Raw genomic sequence first — 14,874 nt, 5'->3', positions numbered from 1 at the left:
AGGGGTTGTATGCTGAGTTTTATCATTAAGCGTATTTTGTGGGCGATCCCCACGCTGTTTGGGGTGAGTATCATTGTGTTTATGATGGTGCATTTAGTGCCAGGAGATCCGGCGTTAGTGATTTTAGGCGAAAAGGCCAATCAAGCCGCTATTGACGCTTTAAGGGAACAATTTGGCTTGAATAAGCCTTTGATAGAGCAGTATTTTTTCTTTATCAATAATGTGTTGCATGGCAATTTTGGCGCTTCTATCATGACTGGTGAGCCTGTGATGCATGAGTTTTTGCAACGCTTCCCGGCTACGGTGGAATTGGCTTTGATCGCTCTGTTTATGGCTCTTGTTTTGGGCATCAGTGTTGGCGTGTTAGCCGCAATCAAACGCTATAGCGTGTTTGATTATTCCAGCATGACTTTCGCTTTAGCCGGGATTTCTATGCCGGTGTTTTGGCTAGGGCTCATGCTGATTTATATTTTTAGCGTGCAATTGGGGTGGTTGCCTGTTTTTGGGCGTTTGAGCGATGTGTATTATTTAGATGGCCCTACAGGTTTTTATTTGATAGACAGCTTGATCGCAAGGGATTATAGGGCGTTTGTGGATACGATCAAGCACTTGATTTTGCCTAGTATTGTGTTAGCCACGGTTTCTACCGCTGTTATTGCGAGAATGACTCGTGCGAGCATGGCAGAAGTGTCTAAAGAAGATTATGTGCGCACCGCTAAAGCTAAGGGGTGTAGCTCCTTTAGGGTGATTTTTGTGCACACTTTGCGTAACGCTTTAATCCCTGTAACAACTATCGCAGGCTTGATGCTGGCCGGGCTTTTAGGGGGGAGCATGATAACTGAAACGGTTTTCTCATGGCCTGGGATTGGTAAGTGGATCGTTAATGCGCTCAACCAGCGCGATTTCCCGATTATCCAATCCATGTCTTTGATTATTGCCATGATGTATATTGGGGCTAATCTCTTAGTGGATATTTTATACGCTTTTATTGATCCTAGAATAAGGTTGTCATAATGGAGTCTTTTAGAGAATTTATCCAACAATTCAAAAAAAATAAAGCGGCAGTGGTTGGCGCATGGATTGTGCTTTTATTGGTGGTTTGCGCGATTTTTGCGCCCCTTTTAGCCCCGCATGATCCTTATGCACAAAACGCGCAAGATCGCCTTTTAAAACCCATATGGGAGCATGGGGGGAATGTTAAATACCTTTTAGGCACCGATGATTTGGGGCGCGATATTTTGAGCCGCTTGATCTATGGGGCTAGGATTTCTTTAACCATAGGGATTGTTTCTATGGGGATTGCGGTCTTTTTTGGCACGATACTAGGGCTAATAGCGGGGTATTTTGGAGGGAAAACAGATGCAATTATCATGCGTATCATGGACATTATGTTCGCTTTGCCCTCTATTTTATTGATCGTGATTGTGGTCGCTGTGTTAGGGCCTTCACTCACTAACGCCATGCTCGCTATTGGGTTTGTGGGGATTCCTGGATTTGCGAGATTGGTGTGCAGTTCCGTGTTGGGCGAAAAAGAAAAAGAATATGTGATCGCTTCTAAAATCAATGGCTCTTCGCATCTTCGTTTGATGTGTAAGGTGATCTTCCCTAATTGCATTATCCCTTTGATCGTGCAAACAACAATGGGTTTTGCTTCCACGGTTTTAGAAGCGGCCGCGCTGAGCTTCTTAGGTCTTGGGGCCCAACCTCCCAAACCTGAATGGGGAGCGATGCTTATAAACTCCATGCAATATATCGCTACCGCTCCTTGGATGCTTGTTTTCCCTGGGGTGATGATTTTTTTAACAGTTATGAGTTTTAATCTGGTGGGCGATGGCATCATGGACGCTTTAGATCCTAAACGCGCCTCTTAAAAGGAGCTTGCATGATTTTAGAAGTTAAAGATTTAAAAACTTATTTTTTCACCGATAAGGGCGTGAATAAAGCAGTAGATGGCGTGAGTTTTGGCTTGAAAAAGTCTCAAACGCTTTGCATTGTAGGGGAGAGCGGGAGCGGGAAAAGCATCACTTCGCTCTCTATTTTAGGGCTTATTGAAAAACCGGGTCAAATTGTGGGGGGGAGCATTCAATTTTTAGGGCAGGATTTGTTGCAACTCAAAGAAAAACAGATGCAAAAAGAAATCAGAGGTAAAAAAATTGGCATGATCTTTCAAGAGCCTATGACGAGCCTAAACCCTTCCTACACGGTGGGGTTTCAAATCAATGAAGTGCTAAAAATCCACCACCCTAACCTTAATAAAAAAGAACGCTTAGAAAGGGTGGTTTATGAGTTAGAGCGCGTGGGTATTCCCTATGCAGGGGACAAATACCATGAATACCCTTTCAATCTCAGTGGAGGGCAGCGCCAAAGGGTGATGATCGCTATGGCTATGGTGTGTGAGCCTGAAATCTTGATCGCTGATGAGCCGACGACAGCGTTAGATGTAACCATTCAAGCGCAGATTTTAGAATTGATGAAAGAATTGCAACAAAAAAAAGGCACTTCTATTTTGTTTATCACCCATGATTTAGGCGTGGTGGCGCAAATCGCTGATGAAGTGGTGGTGATGTATAAAGGGCATGTGGTGGAGCAAGCGAGCGCGAAAGAGCTTTTTGCTGATCCAAGACACCCTTATACGAAAGCTCTTTTAAGCGCGATTCCTAAACCGGGCAAAGAATACCGCAAAAAACGCTTAGAAACCGTGGATGAGAATACAGATTATTTGAGTTTCCAAAAGGAGTTACGATGAAGCTCTTAGAAATTAAAGAATTGAAAAAATCCTATGCGATAGACAGGGGGTTATTCAAGCCTAAAAGAGTGATTCATGTGCTCAATGGGATTAGTTTTGAAGTGGAACAAAATGAAGTTTTAAGCATTGTGGGGGAGAGCGGTTGCGGGAAAAGCACGACAGCCAAAATTTTAGCCGGGATTGAAAGGCAAGACAGCGGAGCGATTTATTTCAATGGTAAGCGCCATTTGCATTTCAGCAAACAGGATTGGTTTGATTACCGCAAAAAGGTGCAAATGATTTTTCAAGACCCTTATTCTAGCCTGAACCCTCGGTGGAAAGTGGGCGAGATCATCGCTGAACCCTTGCTTTTAAATTCTCATTTTTCAAAAAAAGAAATCAAAACAAAAGTGCTAGAGATCATGCAAAAAGTGGGCTTAAAATTAGAATGGATCGATCGTTACCCCCACCAATTTTCAGGCGGTCAAAGGCAACGAATTGGCATTGCTAGGGCGCTCATTTTGCATCCTAGTGTGGTGATTTGCGATGAGCCTGTGTCTGCGTTAGACGTGTCCATTCAGGCGCAAGTGTTGAATTTGCTCTTGGATTTGCAAAAAGAAATGGGGCTGACTTATATTTTTATCAGCCATGATTTAGGGGTAGTGGAGCATATAAGCGATAAAATCATCGTAATGAATCAGGGGCAAATCGTAGAAACGGGAGATGTGGATAGCGTGATAAGCGCTCCAAAGCACCCTTATACGCAGAAATTACTCAATGCGGTGCCGCATTTGGAAAAATCCATGCAAAGGTTTGCCAAATAAAAGAAAGGATTTTTAAGCTGTGTTTGTAGATAGCGTGGAAATTATCATCGCTTCGGGTAAGGGGGGGCCTGGAATGGTGAGTTTTAGGCGAGAAAAGTTTGTCATCAAGGGAGGCCCTGATGGGGGCGATGGGGGCGATGGGGGCGATGTGTATTTTGAAGTGGATAACAATACCGACACTCTAGCGAGTTTTAGAGGCACCAAACACCATAAGGCTAAAAACGGGGCTCCAGGAGGCACGCGAAATTGCGCAGGCAAAAAGGGCGAAGACAAGATTATTGTTGTGCCGCCAGGAACGCAAGTTTTTGTAGGTGATAAGTTGTGGCTTGATTTAGTGGAACCTAAAGAAAGGGTGTTAGCCTTAAAAGGAGGCAAGGGGGGGTTAGGGAATGCGCATTTTAAAAGCGCGACTAAACAACAACCCACTTACGCACAAAAAGGCCTAGAGGGGGTTGAAAAATGCGTGCGTTTGGAATTAAAGCTCATCGCTGATATAGGGTTAGTGGGCTTCCCTAATGCGGGTAAATCCACGCTCATTTCCACAATCTCTAACGCTAAGCCTAAAATCGCTAATTATGAATTTACGACTCTGGTGCCTAATTTAGGGGTGGTGAGCGTAGATGAGAAAAGCGGATTTCTAATGGCTGATATTCCTGGCATCATTGAAGGGGCTAGTGAAGGAAAAGGCTTAGGGATTAGCTTTTTAAAGCATATTGAGCGCACCAAAGTTCTAGCTTTTGTTTTAGACGCTTCTAGGTTGGATTTGGGCATTAAAGAGCAATACCAACGCTTGAGATTGGAGCTGGAAAAATTTTCACCCGCTTTGGCCAATAAGCCTTTTGGGGTGTTGCTCAATAAATGCGATGTTGTAGAAAACATTGATAAGATGACTAAGGATTTTTGCACCTTTTTAAACTTAGAAGCGCAAAAATTAGAGGCGTTTGATTTAGAGCCGTATTTAGGGTTTTTACACCCCCATTTAACCAGCGATTTTGAAAAACACCCTAATGAAAAATCAGCGCTCTTTGTCTTACCCCTTTCAGCGGTTAGCACCCTTAATACGCATGCGCTTAAATTTGTGTTGTTGGAAGCGTTACCCTAAAACGCTATTTTTAAAATAATCCATTAAAATAAAGGCGAGGAATGAAAAGATTTGTTTTGTTTTTATCGTTCATGTTTGTTTGCGTTTGCGTTCAAGCTCACGCTGAGCAAGATTACTTTTTTAGGGATTTTAAATCTACAGACTTGCCCCAAAAACTCCATCTTGATGAAAAACTCTCCCAAACAATACAGCCATGCACGCAACTTAACGCATCAAAACACTACACTTCTACTGGGGTTAGAGAGCCTGATGTCTGCACAAAGAGTTTTAAAAAATCCGCTCTCATGTCTTATGACTTAGCGCTAGGCTATGTGGTGAGCGAAAACGAACAATACGGCTTAAAAGCTATAGAAATTTTAAACGCTTGGGCTGAAGAGCTTCAAAGCGTGGATACTTATCAGAGCGAGGATAATATCAATTTTTACATGCCTTATATGAACATGGCTTATTGGTTTGTCAAAAAGGCGTTTCCTAGCCCAGAATATGAAGATTTCATTAAGCGGATGCACCAGTATTCTCAATCAGCTCTTAACACTAACCATGGGGCGTGGGGCATTCTTTTTGATGTGAGTTCTGCGCTAGCGTTAGATGATAATGCCCTTTTGCAAAACAGCGCTAATCGGTGGCAAGAGTGGGTATTTAAAGCCATAGATGAGAGTGGGGTTATTGCTAGCGCGATCACTAGGAGCGATACGAGCGATTATCATGGCGGCCCTACAAAGGGCATTAAGGGGATAGCTTATACCAATTTTGCGCTTCTTGCACTGACCATATCAGGCGAATTGCTTTTTGAGAACGGGTATGATCTGTGGGGTAGTGGAGCCGGGCAAAGGCTCTCTGTAGCGTATAACAAGACCGCAACATGGATTTTAAACCCTGAAACTTTCCCTTATTTCCAGCCTAACCTTATTGGGGTGCATAACAACGCCTATTTCATTATTTTAGCTAAGCATTATTCTAGTCCTAGCGCGGATGAGCTTTTAAAGCAAGGCGATTTGCATGAAGATGGTTTCAGGTTGAAACTCCGATCGCCATGAATTGTTTTGTATTCAAGATTATAGCGATAGCCATGCGCTTTAACCTTTTTATGAATGGTTTTAGAAAGTTTGATTCAGTTAGCATTATTTACAAAAAGAGTTTAAAATAAACGCAATTGTATCTCTTGAGTCGTCTTTAGAGTGCAAATGATTATCAAAATGAATCGTTTTAGTTGTAAGCGTGCTTATTTACACTAAAATAATAAGCGTTATTGATAAGACCACATTAAAGGATAATGAATGAAAAAAATGGTTTTGGTATCGGTTTTACTAGCAGGGTTTTTGCAAGCGGTGAATTTGGATTTATCTTCGGCTAAGCTAACATGGACAGCCTTTAAAACTAAGGCTAAAACGCCAGTAAATGGGAGCTTTGAAAGCATCACTTATAAACTGGGTAAATCTCAAGATAGTTTAAAAACCCTTTTAGAAGGGGCAAGCGCGAGCATGGATAGCCTGAAAGTCAATTTAGGCGATGAATTGAAAAATAAAAATGTTAAAGAAGCTTTTTTCGCTCTTTTTAAAAACACTAACATCAAAGTAACTTTTAGAAATGTGATAGAAGGCGATCATGAAGGTTCTCTTACGGCTTATGTGAGGATGAATGAAAAGCTGGTGAAAGTGCCTATGCAATACACGATTGCTGAGGATAAGCTCGTGGTTAAAGGGGTTTTGGATCTATTGAGTTTTGGCTTGAAAAACGAATTAGCGAGCTTGGCTAAACGATGCGAGAGTTTTCATGAGGGCTTGACTTGGTCGCAAGTGGAAATCCAATTTGAAAGCATGATTAAGGGATAATTTAAAATCATGGAGTTGTTGCACAGCATTAATGATTTTAATGAAGCCAAGCAGGTGATCGCTGGGGGGGTCAATTCGCCTGTGAGGGCGTTTAAGAGCGTTAAAGGCACTCCCCCCTTTATTTTAAAGGGTAAGGGGGTGTATCTTTATGATGTGGATAACAACCATTATATAGATTTTGTGCAAAGCTGGGGGCCTTTGATTTTTGGGCATGCTGATGAAGAAATTGAAGAAAATATTATTAATACATTAAAAAAAGGCACTTCTTTTGGTGCTCCCACAGAGTTAGAAACCACTTTAGCTAAGGAAGTCATTTCTTGTTATGAAGGCTTAGATAAGGTGCGTTTAGTGAATAGCGGCACAGAAGCGACCATGAGCGCGATACGACTCGCTAGAGCTTATAGCCAAAAAGACGATTTGATCAAATTTGAAGGGTGCTATCATGGGCATAGCGACTCCTTATTGGTGAAAGCGGGTAGTGGGTGTGCCACTTTTGGCTCTCCTTCTTCTTTAGGCGTGCCGAACGATTTTAGCAAACACACTCTAGTGGCTCGTTATAACGATCTAAACTCCACAGAAGAATGCTTTAAAAAAGGCGATGTGGGGTGTGTCATCATTGAACCCATTGCCGGGAACATGGGGTTAGTGCCGGCTCAAAAAGAGTTTTTACTGGGCTTAAAGGCCTTGTGTGAAAAATACCAAGCGGTGCTGATTTTAGATGAAGTGATGAGCGGATTTAGAGCGAGTTTGAGCGGTTCGCAAGAATTTTATGGCGTGGTGCCGGATTTGGTAACCTTTGGTAAGGTGATAGGCGCGGGGCTTCCTTTGGCGTGTTTTGGGGGGCGTGCGGAAATTATGGACTTGCTTTCGCCCATTGGAGGGGTGTATCAAGCAGGCACACTAAGCGGTAACCCCCTAGCGGTGTGCGCGGGGTTGAGTGCGCTTTATAAAATCAAAAGAGACAAAACCCTTTATACTCGCTTAAACGCTTTAGCCGTTCGTTTGACTCAAGGTTTAAAAAAGAGTGCTCAAAGTTATAACATCGCTTTACAAACGCTCAATATGGGGAGCATGTTTGGCTTTTTCTTTAACGAAAATGCGGTGTGCGATTTTGATGGCGCTTTAAAAAGCGATACAGAAATGTTTGCGAAATTCCACCAAAAAATGCTCTTTAAGGGCGTGTATTTGGCATGTTCAAGCTTTGAAACCGGCTTTATTTGTGAGCCTATGACTGAAGAAATGATTGATTTGGTGGTTGCAAAGGCTGATGAAAGTTTTGATGAAATCATAAAAGGTGTGTGAATTTTTTGAAAAAGCCAAAGTATTATAAATTCATAGAGGGGGCGAATTATTTGAGCTTGGGGCTTTCTATGGTGGTAGCGATCCTTATGGGCGTGGCTATAGGCTATGGGCTTAAAAAGCTCACTCATGTTTCGTGGCTTTTTTGGCTTGGGGTTATTTGGGGCGTGTTAGCGAGCTTTCTCAATGTCTATAAAGCTTATAAAAGCATGCAAAAAGATTATGAAGAATTAGCCAAAGACCCTAAATACACGCAAAACAAAACAAAATAAATCCAATCAAATCCCATGTGCCAAATCCAATGCTTGCTTATTTTGCTTTCTGTCAATATAGTTAGCGCGATCATCGTTTATTTTTTCCAAGCGTTTCAAGGGGTTTTGAATTTTGAAGGGGGGTTTTTAGGGTTTTTTATCGTGGCGTTGTCTTCGTATTACGGCGTTAAAAAGCGTTTGGATTTAAGGAAACAAAATTCAGGAGAAAAAGAAGAAAAGCAAAAATTCCAAAAATTCGCTCTGGGTTTGGAAATGTCTTTCAATGTGTGGCGTTTAGGGGGGTATGGGGTTTTACTAGGCATTTTAGGAACGCTTTTATTCTTGCATCTTTTTAACGGATTGTCGTTTCTTATCGGCGTGTTTGTGAGCTCGCTCTCTAGTGCGTTATTACGATTCTTAAACAATAATGGTAAGTTTTGACACAAACTCCTATGGATTTTAACCCCTTTAACCCTCTTTTAATTTTTAATCCTATACAATAAAAACAAAAATGGGAGTGGATCTTGAAAACAAAAAATCCCGCTAAAAGAATCCTAAAAACCGCCGTGATTCAAATGCAATCCAAACCCTACGCCTTAAATGAAAACCTGCAATTAGCGCTCAACCTAGCCAAAGAAGCCCACAACAAAGGTGCGAATCTCATTGTTTTACCGGAATTATTTGATAGCGGTTATTGCGTGAATGATAAGGATGCAGAGTTTGGGATAAATCTTAAAGCGATAGAGCATGGAAAGGAAACGCTAAAAAACGAGTCGTTGAGAGCGTTAAGCGATTTTGCAAAGTCTAATAAAGTGCATCTAGTGGCATGCAGCATTGAAAAAACGAACAAAAAATTCTACGACAGCGCTTATATCATTCCACCAAAAGGCGGGATCGTTGGAAAGCACCGCAAGATTTATTTGTGGGGCGATGAAAAATCGTGCTTCAAAAGGGGCAAAAAATACGAGGTTTTTACGCTGGATTTTGGGGATTTTAGTGCGAAAGTGGGTTTGCAAATTTGCTATGAAATCGGCTTTGGCGTGGGTGCGAATTTGCTTGCGTTACAAGGGGCAGAGGTTTTAATTTATCCTAGCGCGTTTGGCAAAGCTAGGGCTTATAATTGGGATTTATTGAGCAAAGCTAGAGCGTTAGAAAATGGCTGTTTTGTGTGTGCGTGCAATCATAGTGGGGAAGAAACTAACGCTCAATTAAAACAAACGCTAGAGTTTGCCGGCGATTCAAGAATCATCGCGCCCAATGGGAAAATCATCGTGCAAGCCACCAAGCTTAATGAAGTCATTATCGCTGAAATGGATTTAAACGAAGTGGCACTGCAACGCCAAAAAATCCCTTATTTACAAGATTTTGACACCAAACTCACCAAAAAGGGGTTTGGAAAACTCACTTAAAAAGGAGCGATTATGGCAAAAGAAATTTTAGTGGCTTATGGCGTGGATATTGATGCGGTAGCTGGTTGGCTAGGGAGCTATGGTGGGGAGGATTCACCTGATGATATTTCGCGCGGGCTTTTTGCTGGGGAAGTGGGGATCCCACGGCTTTTGAAATTGTTTAAAAAATACCATCTCCCTGCGACTTGGTTTGTGCCTGGGCATTCTATTGAAACTTTCCCTGAGCAAATGAAAATGATCGTGGGTGCAGGGCATGAAGTGGGCGCGCATGGGTATTCGCATGAAAATCCTATCGCTATGAGCGCTAAGCAAGAAGAAGATGTTTTGTTAAAAAGCGTTGAATTGATTAAAGATCTCACCGGCAAAACCCCCACAGGCTATGTGGCACCGTGGTGGGAGTTTTCCAATATCACTAATGAATTGCTTTTAAAACACGGCTTCAAATACGACCACTCGCTCATGCACAATGATTTTACGCCCTATTATGTGCGCGTGGGGGATAGTTGGAGCAAGATTGATTATAGTTTAGAAGCTAAGGATTGGATGAAGCCTTTAATCCGTGGGGTGGAAACCGATCTGGTGGAAATCCCTGCGAACTGGTATTTGGACGATTTGCCGCCGATGATGTTTATCAAAAAATCCCCCAATAGTTTTGGTTTTGTAAGCCCGCACGATATAGGACAAATGTGGATCGATCAATTTGATTGGGTTTATCGTGAGATGGATTATGCGGTGTTTAGCATGACAATCCACCCTGATGTGAGTGCCCGTCCGCAAGTGTTGCTCATGCATGAAAAAATCATTGAGCATATCAACAAGCACGAGGGCGTGCGTTGGGTAACATTCAATGAAATCGCTGATGATTTCTTAAAACGAAACCCCAGAAAAAAATAGCGGTAACGCCAAAAAGGTTTTTGGCGTTTGATTAAAAGGTTGGAAGATGTGCGTTTTATGCGGGGAGCTTATCAGTTCTTTTCATTGGACCGATGGGACTTATGGGAGCGATAGTTATGAGAATGAGAATTTGAGAGAGCCAAATGCACTTATTAGTGCGAATGAAAACGCCAGAGAACGCAAAAGAGCACGGTTCAAACGAGTAAGATTGCTCAATCAAATCCTGGCGTTTTATGGGCTAAAAATTAATGATTGGCAAGGTGCGAAGTTTGTGCTGTGCGATAAAAAAGGGCAGAGCGTGATGGTGAATGATTTGGGCGATTTGTGGGATAAGGCACAAAACTTAGCCAAAAAAGAGATGGACGCGCTAGATTCTCATCTGTTAGCGTTTCTAAATCAAAATACAAACGCCATTCACTGATGCCCAAAATCCCTATCACGCTCATCACCGGTTTTTTAGGCAGCGGTAAAACGAGTTTTTTAAGCGAATATTTAAACCAAATAGATCACCAAGGCGTCGCTCTTATCATCAATGAAATCGGTCAAGTCGCTTTGGATCAACGCATCTTAAGCGTTCAATATTGCGGTGAAAAAATGCTCTATCTTAACGCAGGGTGCGTGTGTTGCAACAAACGCATGGATTTGGTGGAATCTCTAAAAGCCGTGCTCAATAATTATGAGTGGCGTGGCGAAATTTTAAAGCGCATCATCATTGAAACCACCGGTTTAGCCAACCCTGCACCGATTTTATGGACGATTTTGAGCGACACTTTTTTAGGGGTACATTTTGAAATTCAAAGCGTGGTGGTTTGCGTGGATGCATTGAATGCTAGAGTGCATTTAACCAACAATGAAGCTAAAGAGCAAATCGTTTTTGCTGATAGCGTTTTATTGACCAAAACGGATTTGCAAAACGACAGCGGGGATTTAATCAAATTAAAAGAGCGCTTGCAAGCCATTAACCCTAGCGCGGAAATTTTTGACAAGAGGGCGATAAACTATGAGAGCCTCTTTTCACGCAAAAATAGGGTGCATCGTGCGATCTTGCCAGCAAAAGATTCGCACTCGCAAGGCTTTGAAACTTTAAGCATTAATTTTGAAGGGGCGATGGAATGGAGTGCGTTTGGGATCTGGCTGAGTTTGTTGTTGCATCAATACGGCACGCAGATTTTACGCATAAAGGGGATTATTGATATTGGAAGTGATCTTTTAGTGAGTATTAACGGCGTGATGCATGTCATTTACCCGCCTAAGCATATTTTAAAGGATCAAAACGGCTCTAACCTCGTTTTTATCATGCGTCATTTAGAGCGTGAAAAAATCTTAAATTCCTTAAAAGGTTTTAAGGATTTTCTCGGCATTAAGGGTTTTGAAACCCCATAATTTTTCTATTTATGGATAGCTGTTTGCATTTTAATAGGGAAAAGAACGATGAAGCTTAAAACCAAACACACCCCACAAATAACAAAAATCAAAACATAGCCCAAATCCCCTAAAAAGATCGTAAAAAGATACGAGAAAAGCGCTTGGAAAATGCCAAAAGAAAACACCACCCACGAAGACGCTTTAGCGAAATGCTTCGCGCCTGCAATTTTTAAAGCCATCATGCTGAATAAATTGATATTGGCTGTTGTGGCCGCTCCCATTATGAAGATGCTTAAATTGAGTAAAGAGATCTGGTGGAAAAAAATGGGTAAAAAGCATGCGATAGATTTTAAAATGAGGATAAAGATATTGGCTTCTTTAGCCCCTAGCCTTTGAGCCATGGGGCCGCTGATTAAAGAGCCAAGCGTAGCACCAAAGCCAAAAAACGCCCATGAAGTCCCAGCGATAGTGGGGGAGATATTTAAATGACGGATCAAATAATCCACCCAAAAAAGCGTGTGCGGTAAAAAACCAATCGCATTGAGCGCGCAAGAAATGAGCAATAACCACAAATGAAAGGAGATTTTAAACGCGCTTTCTTCTTTTTTAACGGATTTTTTCCTTAAAGAACGGGTTTTTAACCCCACTAAGGAAAGGATAAAGGCTATCAGACAACTGCCCCCTAAAAAAATCCATGCCCATTTGATATTATAAGAGCTGATCCAAGGCAGAACAAACCCGCTAAAAATAGATCCAATGCCTACAGCGCTAAAAATAAGCCCTCCCACTAAGGCTTTTTTATGTTCTTTGACATAGGGCAAAGAGAGAGGAGCGACTAAAATCATTAACGCGCTACTGGCCACACCGGCGATAAAACGCCAAATCCAAAGCCAAAAGAAAGGGATACTATCAAAATAACAGACTAAAAAACTCAAAGCGATCAAGCCAAAACTGATTTTAGCGATGCTTTCTAATGACATTAACGGGCTTAAAAATTGGATTAAAAAACTCCCAAAAACATAGCCCATTAACACCGCAATACCCAGTTGGAAGCTTTGGTGTGGGGTTAAACTCCCTGATAAAATGAGTAGGGGGATTAAAACCACATAGCCAAAACGAGCCAAGCCGTTAGACACAAAAACCCCTAAAAAGCAAACAAACACGCGCATTTTGATCCTTAACACATGACAAGTTATAAAAAGATCTTGTATTATATTGAAACTTGTTAATTGATAGCGCATAATGGGAGCGAGATGAGAATAAATTCAAGGAGCGTTCATGCTATTTAGTGAGTGCGTGTATCATTAAAGGGCTATCCCACGATTGAATGAAAAAGAGTTGGTTATTAGCGTTATAGAGCTTGTGTCCAAAGCGCTTCATAAAAACAAGGCTTTTACTAGAATAAGGCTTCTTTGCGGTGGTTTTCATTGCTGAAACAGACGCTAATAACTATGGGCTAGGCTTAAAGGAGAGTATCACTGAGAAAAAGTAGAGTTGAACGCTTAAGTTATTTTTTTAATAGGGTTTAGAGTTAACATGCGATTGTTGCATTCTTTTTAAGTGTTATGGGTAGTTTATAAAACAACTCACTATGACTGCCTAACCTTAACAAAATAAGCTCATCATCTTTCACTAAATACACAAGCAAAACATCAGCTTTGATATGGCATTCTCTATAAGGCTTCCATTTTCCCTTTAAGGCATGATCTTGAAATTGTGGGGATAATGGTTCTTTCTTTCTTAAGGTTAGAATGACTTCATTCAAAACGCTATCATCAAACCCATTCAAAAGCAATTTATCAAAATCTTTTTGAAAAGATTTTTTAAGATTGAGCTTCAACACCTAAAGCCTTTTTTCTTTCATCGCTGTAACTAGAAAAATCCTCAACAATCAAATCGGTTTCTTTGTTGAGTGCACCTCTCATGGCTTGTTGCGTTTCAAGGTTTGGAGTTTCATACCAAAAACAATAATCATTAGCTATTTTGTTGATTTCTTGTAAGATTTTATTCAACTCTTCTGACTTATTTTTAAAACCTTTATCTTTTTTTCTAGCTCTTTAGCCATTTTTTTTCAAGATACGCCCTATCTCTTTTTAGCTTTTCAATTTCTTGTTCTTTCTTATTCATGAGATTAAAAAGCTGTCTTTGGCTGTATTGGGTGTAATCTTTGTTGGTGGTGTTTGGCATATTTATTCCTTTAAAAATATAAGATTAGTTCATTATAGCGCAAGCGATAGAGCAAGATTAAAAAGTTAGAAATCAAAACTTAAAGATTGAAAAGCGGATTGGGAAGTTAATGAAAAAATTAAAGATTAAAAAATTAAAGATCAAAAAATTAAAAAGAAGCGGATTGAAAAAAAAGTTCTATTAGTGAAAAATAATCGTTCTAGCTCTCATTTTATTGTAAAACTCATTTTATTAAAGTTCTTAAAGTTTTATTTTATTTTCTTGAGAATATAGAAAGCGCTTTGAGATCGTTCTCTCTCCCTTTTAATCTCCAACTTAATCCCCCTATAAAAAAAGCACTTTCTAAGAGATTATCGCTTAACTTAGCGTCAAGTTTTTCACTGACTAAACGCTAAAAAGGATTTTGCATCAACCCCCCCAAAAAATAAAACTCAAAGATTAAAAAGCGAAAGCAGTGGGGATCAGCAAAAAAGATCAAACCCCTACAAAAAAGAAAGTTTAAAAACGAAAGGGTTTAAAAAAAGCTTTAAAAAAAGAGTTTAAAAAATAAATCCCTTTAAAAAAAAGACTTCAAAAAAAGAATTTAGAAAAAAGAATTTAAAAAAGCTTTAAAAATAAATCCCTTTAAAAAAAAGACTTCAAAAAAAGAATTTAGAAAAAAGAATTTAAAAAAGCTTTAAAAAGAAATCCCTTAAAAGAGAAAGTTTAAAAAAAAAGGGTTTAAAAAAAGAAACCCCTTAAAAAGGGAGTTTCACAAAAGCTTAGTAAGCAAACACATAATTCAAATACACGCTATAGAGCCTGCGGTATTTGAGTTCAGTCCCCATAAAGGAATAGTAGTTCGTGTTAATGGTAGGGATTTTCACGCCTAGTTCAATGCCATGCTGAGCTGCATGATCGCTACCTTTTTTCTTAGCCCTGGCTAAATTCATCCTCAAGCCTAAATTGAATAAGAATTGGAAATTCGCCACATTCATTTTAGCGTT

The 14,874-nt window shown here is 40.5% G+C and carries 18 protein-coding genes and 1 pseudogene; 14 read left to right on the top strand and 5 right to left on the bottom strand.

Translation table 11 applies throughout. From position 1 onward, the window contains the following. The first annotated feature begins 9 nt into the window (after window positions 1-9). From FIM44_RS03275 to FIM44_RS03210, 14 genes are all read left to right on the top strand, one after another. Window positions 10-1,014 (top strand): ABC transporter permease, encoded by a 1,005-nt coding sequence (locus FIM44_RS03275; RefSeq protein WP_140579074.1) that lies wholly within the window; start codon window positions 10-12, stop codon window positions 1,012-1,014. Then, the gene (locus tag FIM44_RS03270; protein ID WP_140579073.1) at window positions 1,014-1,871 is read left to right on the top strand and encodes an ABC transporter permease; all 858 of its coding nucleotides are present in this window, start codon (window positions 1,014-1,016) and stop codon (window positions 1,869-1,871) included. The genes FIM44_RS03275 and FIM44_RS03270 overlap by 1 nt, the downstream gene beginning before the upstream one ends. An 11-nt stretch (window positions 1,872-1,882) precedes the next feature. Then, the gene (locus tag FIM44_RS03265) at window positions 1,883-2,746 is read left to right on the top strand and encodes an ABC transporter ATP-binding protein (protein WP_140579072.1); all 864 of its coding nucleotides are present in this window, start codon (window positions 1,883-1,885) and stop codon (window positions 2,744-2,746) included. Next, window positions 2,743-3,549 carry an ABC transporter ATP-binding protein gene (locus tag FIM44_RS03260; protein ID WP_140579071.1) on the top strand — a complete coding sequence of 269 codons (807 nt, stop codon included), beginning with the start codon at window positions 2,743-2,745 and terminating at the stop codon, window positions 3,547-3,549. Before FIM44_RS03265 ends, FIM44_RS03260 begins: the two co-directional genes overlap by 4 nt. Window positions 3,550-3,568: 19 nt before the next feature. Then, window positions 3,569-4,651: a GTPase ObgE gene (gene obgE / locus FIM44_RS03255; protein WP_140579070.1), complete on the top strand. Its 1,083-nt coding sequence runs from the start codon at window positions 3,569-3,571 to the stop codon at window positions 4,649-4,651. A gap of 41 nt (window positions 4,652-4,692) precedes the next feature. Continuing rightward, window positions 4,693-5,688: an alginate lyase family protein gene (locus FIM44_RS03250; protein ID WP_140579069.1), complete on the top strand. Its 996-nt coding sequence runs from the start codon at window positions 4,693-4,695 to the stop codon at window positions 5,686-5,688. Window positions 5,689-5,928: 240 nt separating this feature from the next. Beyond that, the gene (locus tag FIM44_RS03245) at window positions 5,929-6,483 is read left to right on the top strand and encodes a YceI family protein (RefSeq protein WP_021174097.1); all 555 of its coding nucleotides are present in this window, start codon (window positions 5,929-5,931) and stop codon (window positions 6,481-6,483) included. 9 nt (window positions 6,484-6,492) lie between these two features. Beyond that, window positions 6,493-7,785, top strand: a complete 1,293-nt coding sequence (hemL, locus tag FIM44_RS03240; RefSeq protein ID WP_140579068.1) for a glutamate-1-semialdehyde 2,1-aminomutase — start codon at window positions 6,493-6,495, stop codon at window positions 7,783-7,785. Between the two features lie 5 nt (window positions 7,786-7,790). Continuing rightward, window positions 7,791-8,054, top strand: coding sequence for an AtpZ/AtpI family protein (locus FIM44_RS03235; RefSeq protein WP_031245722.1), 264 nt, complete (start codon window positions 7,791-7,793; stop codon window positions 8,052-8,054). Window positions 8,055-8,069: 15 nt separating this feature from the next. After that, a complete protein-coding gene (locus FIM44_RS03230; protein WP_140579067.1) occupies window positions 8,070-8,474 on the top strand; it encodes a hypothetical protein in 405 nt (134 codons plus the stop codon). Window positions 8,475-8,557: 83 nt separating this feature from the next. Then, on the top strand, window positions 8,558-9,442 hold the full coding sequence (locus FIM44_RS03225; protein ID WP_140579066.1) for a carbon-nitrogen hydrolase family protein: 885 nt from the start codon (window positions 8,558-8,560) through the stop codon (window positions 9,440-9,442). A gap of 12 nt (window positions 9,443-9,454) precedes the next feature. Further along, entirely contained in the window at window positions 9,455-10,336 is an 882-nt protein-coding gene (locus FIM44_RS03220; RefSeq protein ID WP_140579065.1) for a polysaccharide deacetylase family protein, read from the top strand. Window positions 10,337-10,382: 46 nt separating this feature from the next. After that, window positions 10,383-10,757: a hypothetical protein gene (locus FIM44_RS03215; protein WP_100974138.1), complete on the top strand. Its 375-nt coding sequence runs from the start codon at window positions 10,383-10,385 to the stop codon at window positions 10,755-10,757. Next, entirely contained in the window at window positions 10,757-11,719 is a 963-nt protein-coding gene (locus tag FIM44_RS03210; RefSeq protein WP_140579064.1) for a CobW family GTP-binding protein, read from the top strand. The genes FIM44_RS03215 and FIM44_RS03210 overlap by 1 nt, the downstream gene beginning before the upstream one ends. Before the next feature lie 5 nt (window positions 11,720-11,724). Here FIM44_RS03210 and FIM44_RS03205 read toward each other — a convergent pair whose 3' ends face one another. From FIM44_RS03205 to FIM44_RS03190, 5 genes and pseudogenes are all read right to left on the bottom strand, one after another. Continuing rightward, window positions 11,725-12,870, bottom strand: coding sequence for a YbfB/YjiJ family MFS transporter (locus tag FIM44_RS03205; protein WP_140579063.1), 1,146 nt, complete (start codon window positions 12,868-12,870; stop codon window positions 11,725-11,727). Window positions 12,871-12,982: 112 nt separating this feature from the next. After that, window positions 12,983-13,129, bottom strand: a complete 147-nt coding sequence (locus FIM44_RS08470) for a hypothetical protein (RefSeq protein WP_194148686.1) — start codon at window positions 13,127-13,129, stop codon at window positions 12,983-12,985. Between the two features lie 103 nt (window positions 13,130-13,232). After that, complete coding sequence (locus FIM44_RS03200; RefSeq protein ID WP_140579062.1) at window positions 13,233-13,544, bottom strand: type II toxin-antitoxin system YafQ family toxin; 312 nt, start codon at window positions 13,542-13,544, stop codon at window positions 13,233-13,235. After that, window positions 13,525-13,888: pseudogene (locus tag FIM44_RS08605) on the bottom strand (hypothetical protein). Before FIM44_RS08605 ends, FIM44_RS03200 begins: the two are co-directional and overlap by 20 nt. A gap of 761 nt (window positions 13,889-14,649) precedes the next feature. Next, window positions 14,650-14,874 (bottom strand): outer membrane beta-barrel protein (locus tag FIM44_RS03190; protein WP_140579060.1); only part of this gene is annotated, 225 nt, incomplete at its 5' end.

This window comes from Helicobacter pylori (assembly GCF_006440215.1).
In the GTDB taxonomy this organism is placed as follows: Bacteria; Campylobacterota; Campylobacteria; order Campylobacterales; family Helicobacteraceae; genus Helicobacter; species Helicobacter pylori_CS.
Note: the sequence above shows the minus strand (reverse complement) of the source record. Positions and strands in the feature narration are given on the sequence as shown.

Excerpts from the sequence above, each read along its gene's own strand:
- FIM44_RS03260 (WP_140579071.1), top strand. The coding sequence starts at position 2,743 with ATGAAGCTCTTAGAAATTAAAGAATTGAAAAAATCCTATGCGATAGAC.
- FIM44_RS03215 (WP_100974138.1), top strand. The coding sequence starts at position 10,383 with ATGTGCGTTTTATGCGGGGAGCTTATCAGTTCTTTTCATTGGACCGAT.
- FIM44_RS03220 (WP_140579065.1), top strand. The coding sequence starts at position 9,455 with ATGGCAAAAGAAATTTTAGTGGCTTATGGCGTGGATATTGATGCGGTA.
- FIM44_RS03205 (WP_140579063.1), bottom strand. The coding sequence starts at position 12,870 with ATGCGCGTGTTTGTTTGCTTTTTAGGGGTTTTTGTGTCTAACGGCTTG.
- FIM44_RS03210 (WP_140579064.1), top strand. The coding sequence starts at position 10,757 with ATGCCCAAAATCCCTATCACGCTCATCACCGGTTTTTTAGGCAGCGGT.
- FIM44_RS03245 (WP_021174097.1), top strand. The coding sequence starts at position 5,929 with ATGAAAAAAATGGTTTTGGTATCGGTTTTACTAGCAGGGTTTTTGCAA.
- FIM44_RS08470 (WP_194148686.1), bottom strand. The coding sequence starts at position 13,129 with ATGAAAACCACCGCAAAGAAGCCTTATTCTAGTAAAAGCCTTGTTTTT.
- hemL (WP_140579068.1), top strand. The coding sequence starts at position 6,493 with ATGGAGTTGTTGCACAGCATTAATGATTTTAATGAAGCCAAGCAGGTG.
- FIM44_RS03275 (WP_140579074.1), top strand. The coding sequence starts at position 10 with ATGCTGAGTTTTATCATTAAGCGTATTTTGTGGGCGATCCCCACGCTG.
- FIM44_RS03265 (WP_140579072.1), top strand. The coding sequence starts at position 1,883 with ATGATTTTAGAAGTTAAAGATTTAAAAACTTATTTTTTCACCGATAAG.
- FIM44_RS03250 (WP_140579069.1), top strand. The coding sequence starts at position 4,693 with ATGAAAAGATTTGTTTTGTTTTTATCGTTCATGTTTGTTTGCGTTTGC.
- FIM44_RS03270 (WP_140579073.1), top strand. The coding sequence starts at position 1,014 with ATGGAGTCTTTTAGAGAATTTATCCAACAATTCAAAAAAAATAAAGCG.
- FIM44_RS03230 (WP_140579067.1), top strand. The coding sequence starts at position 8,070 with ATGTGCCAAATCCAATGCTTGCTTATTTTGCTTTCTGTCAATATAGTT.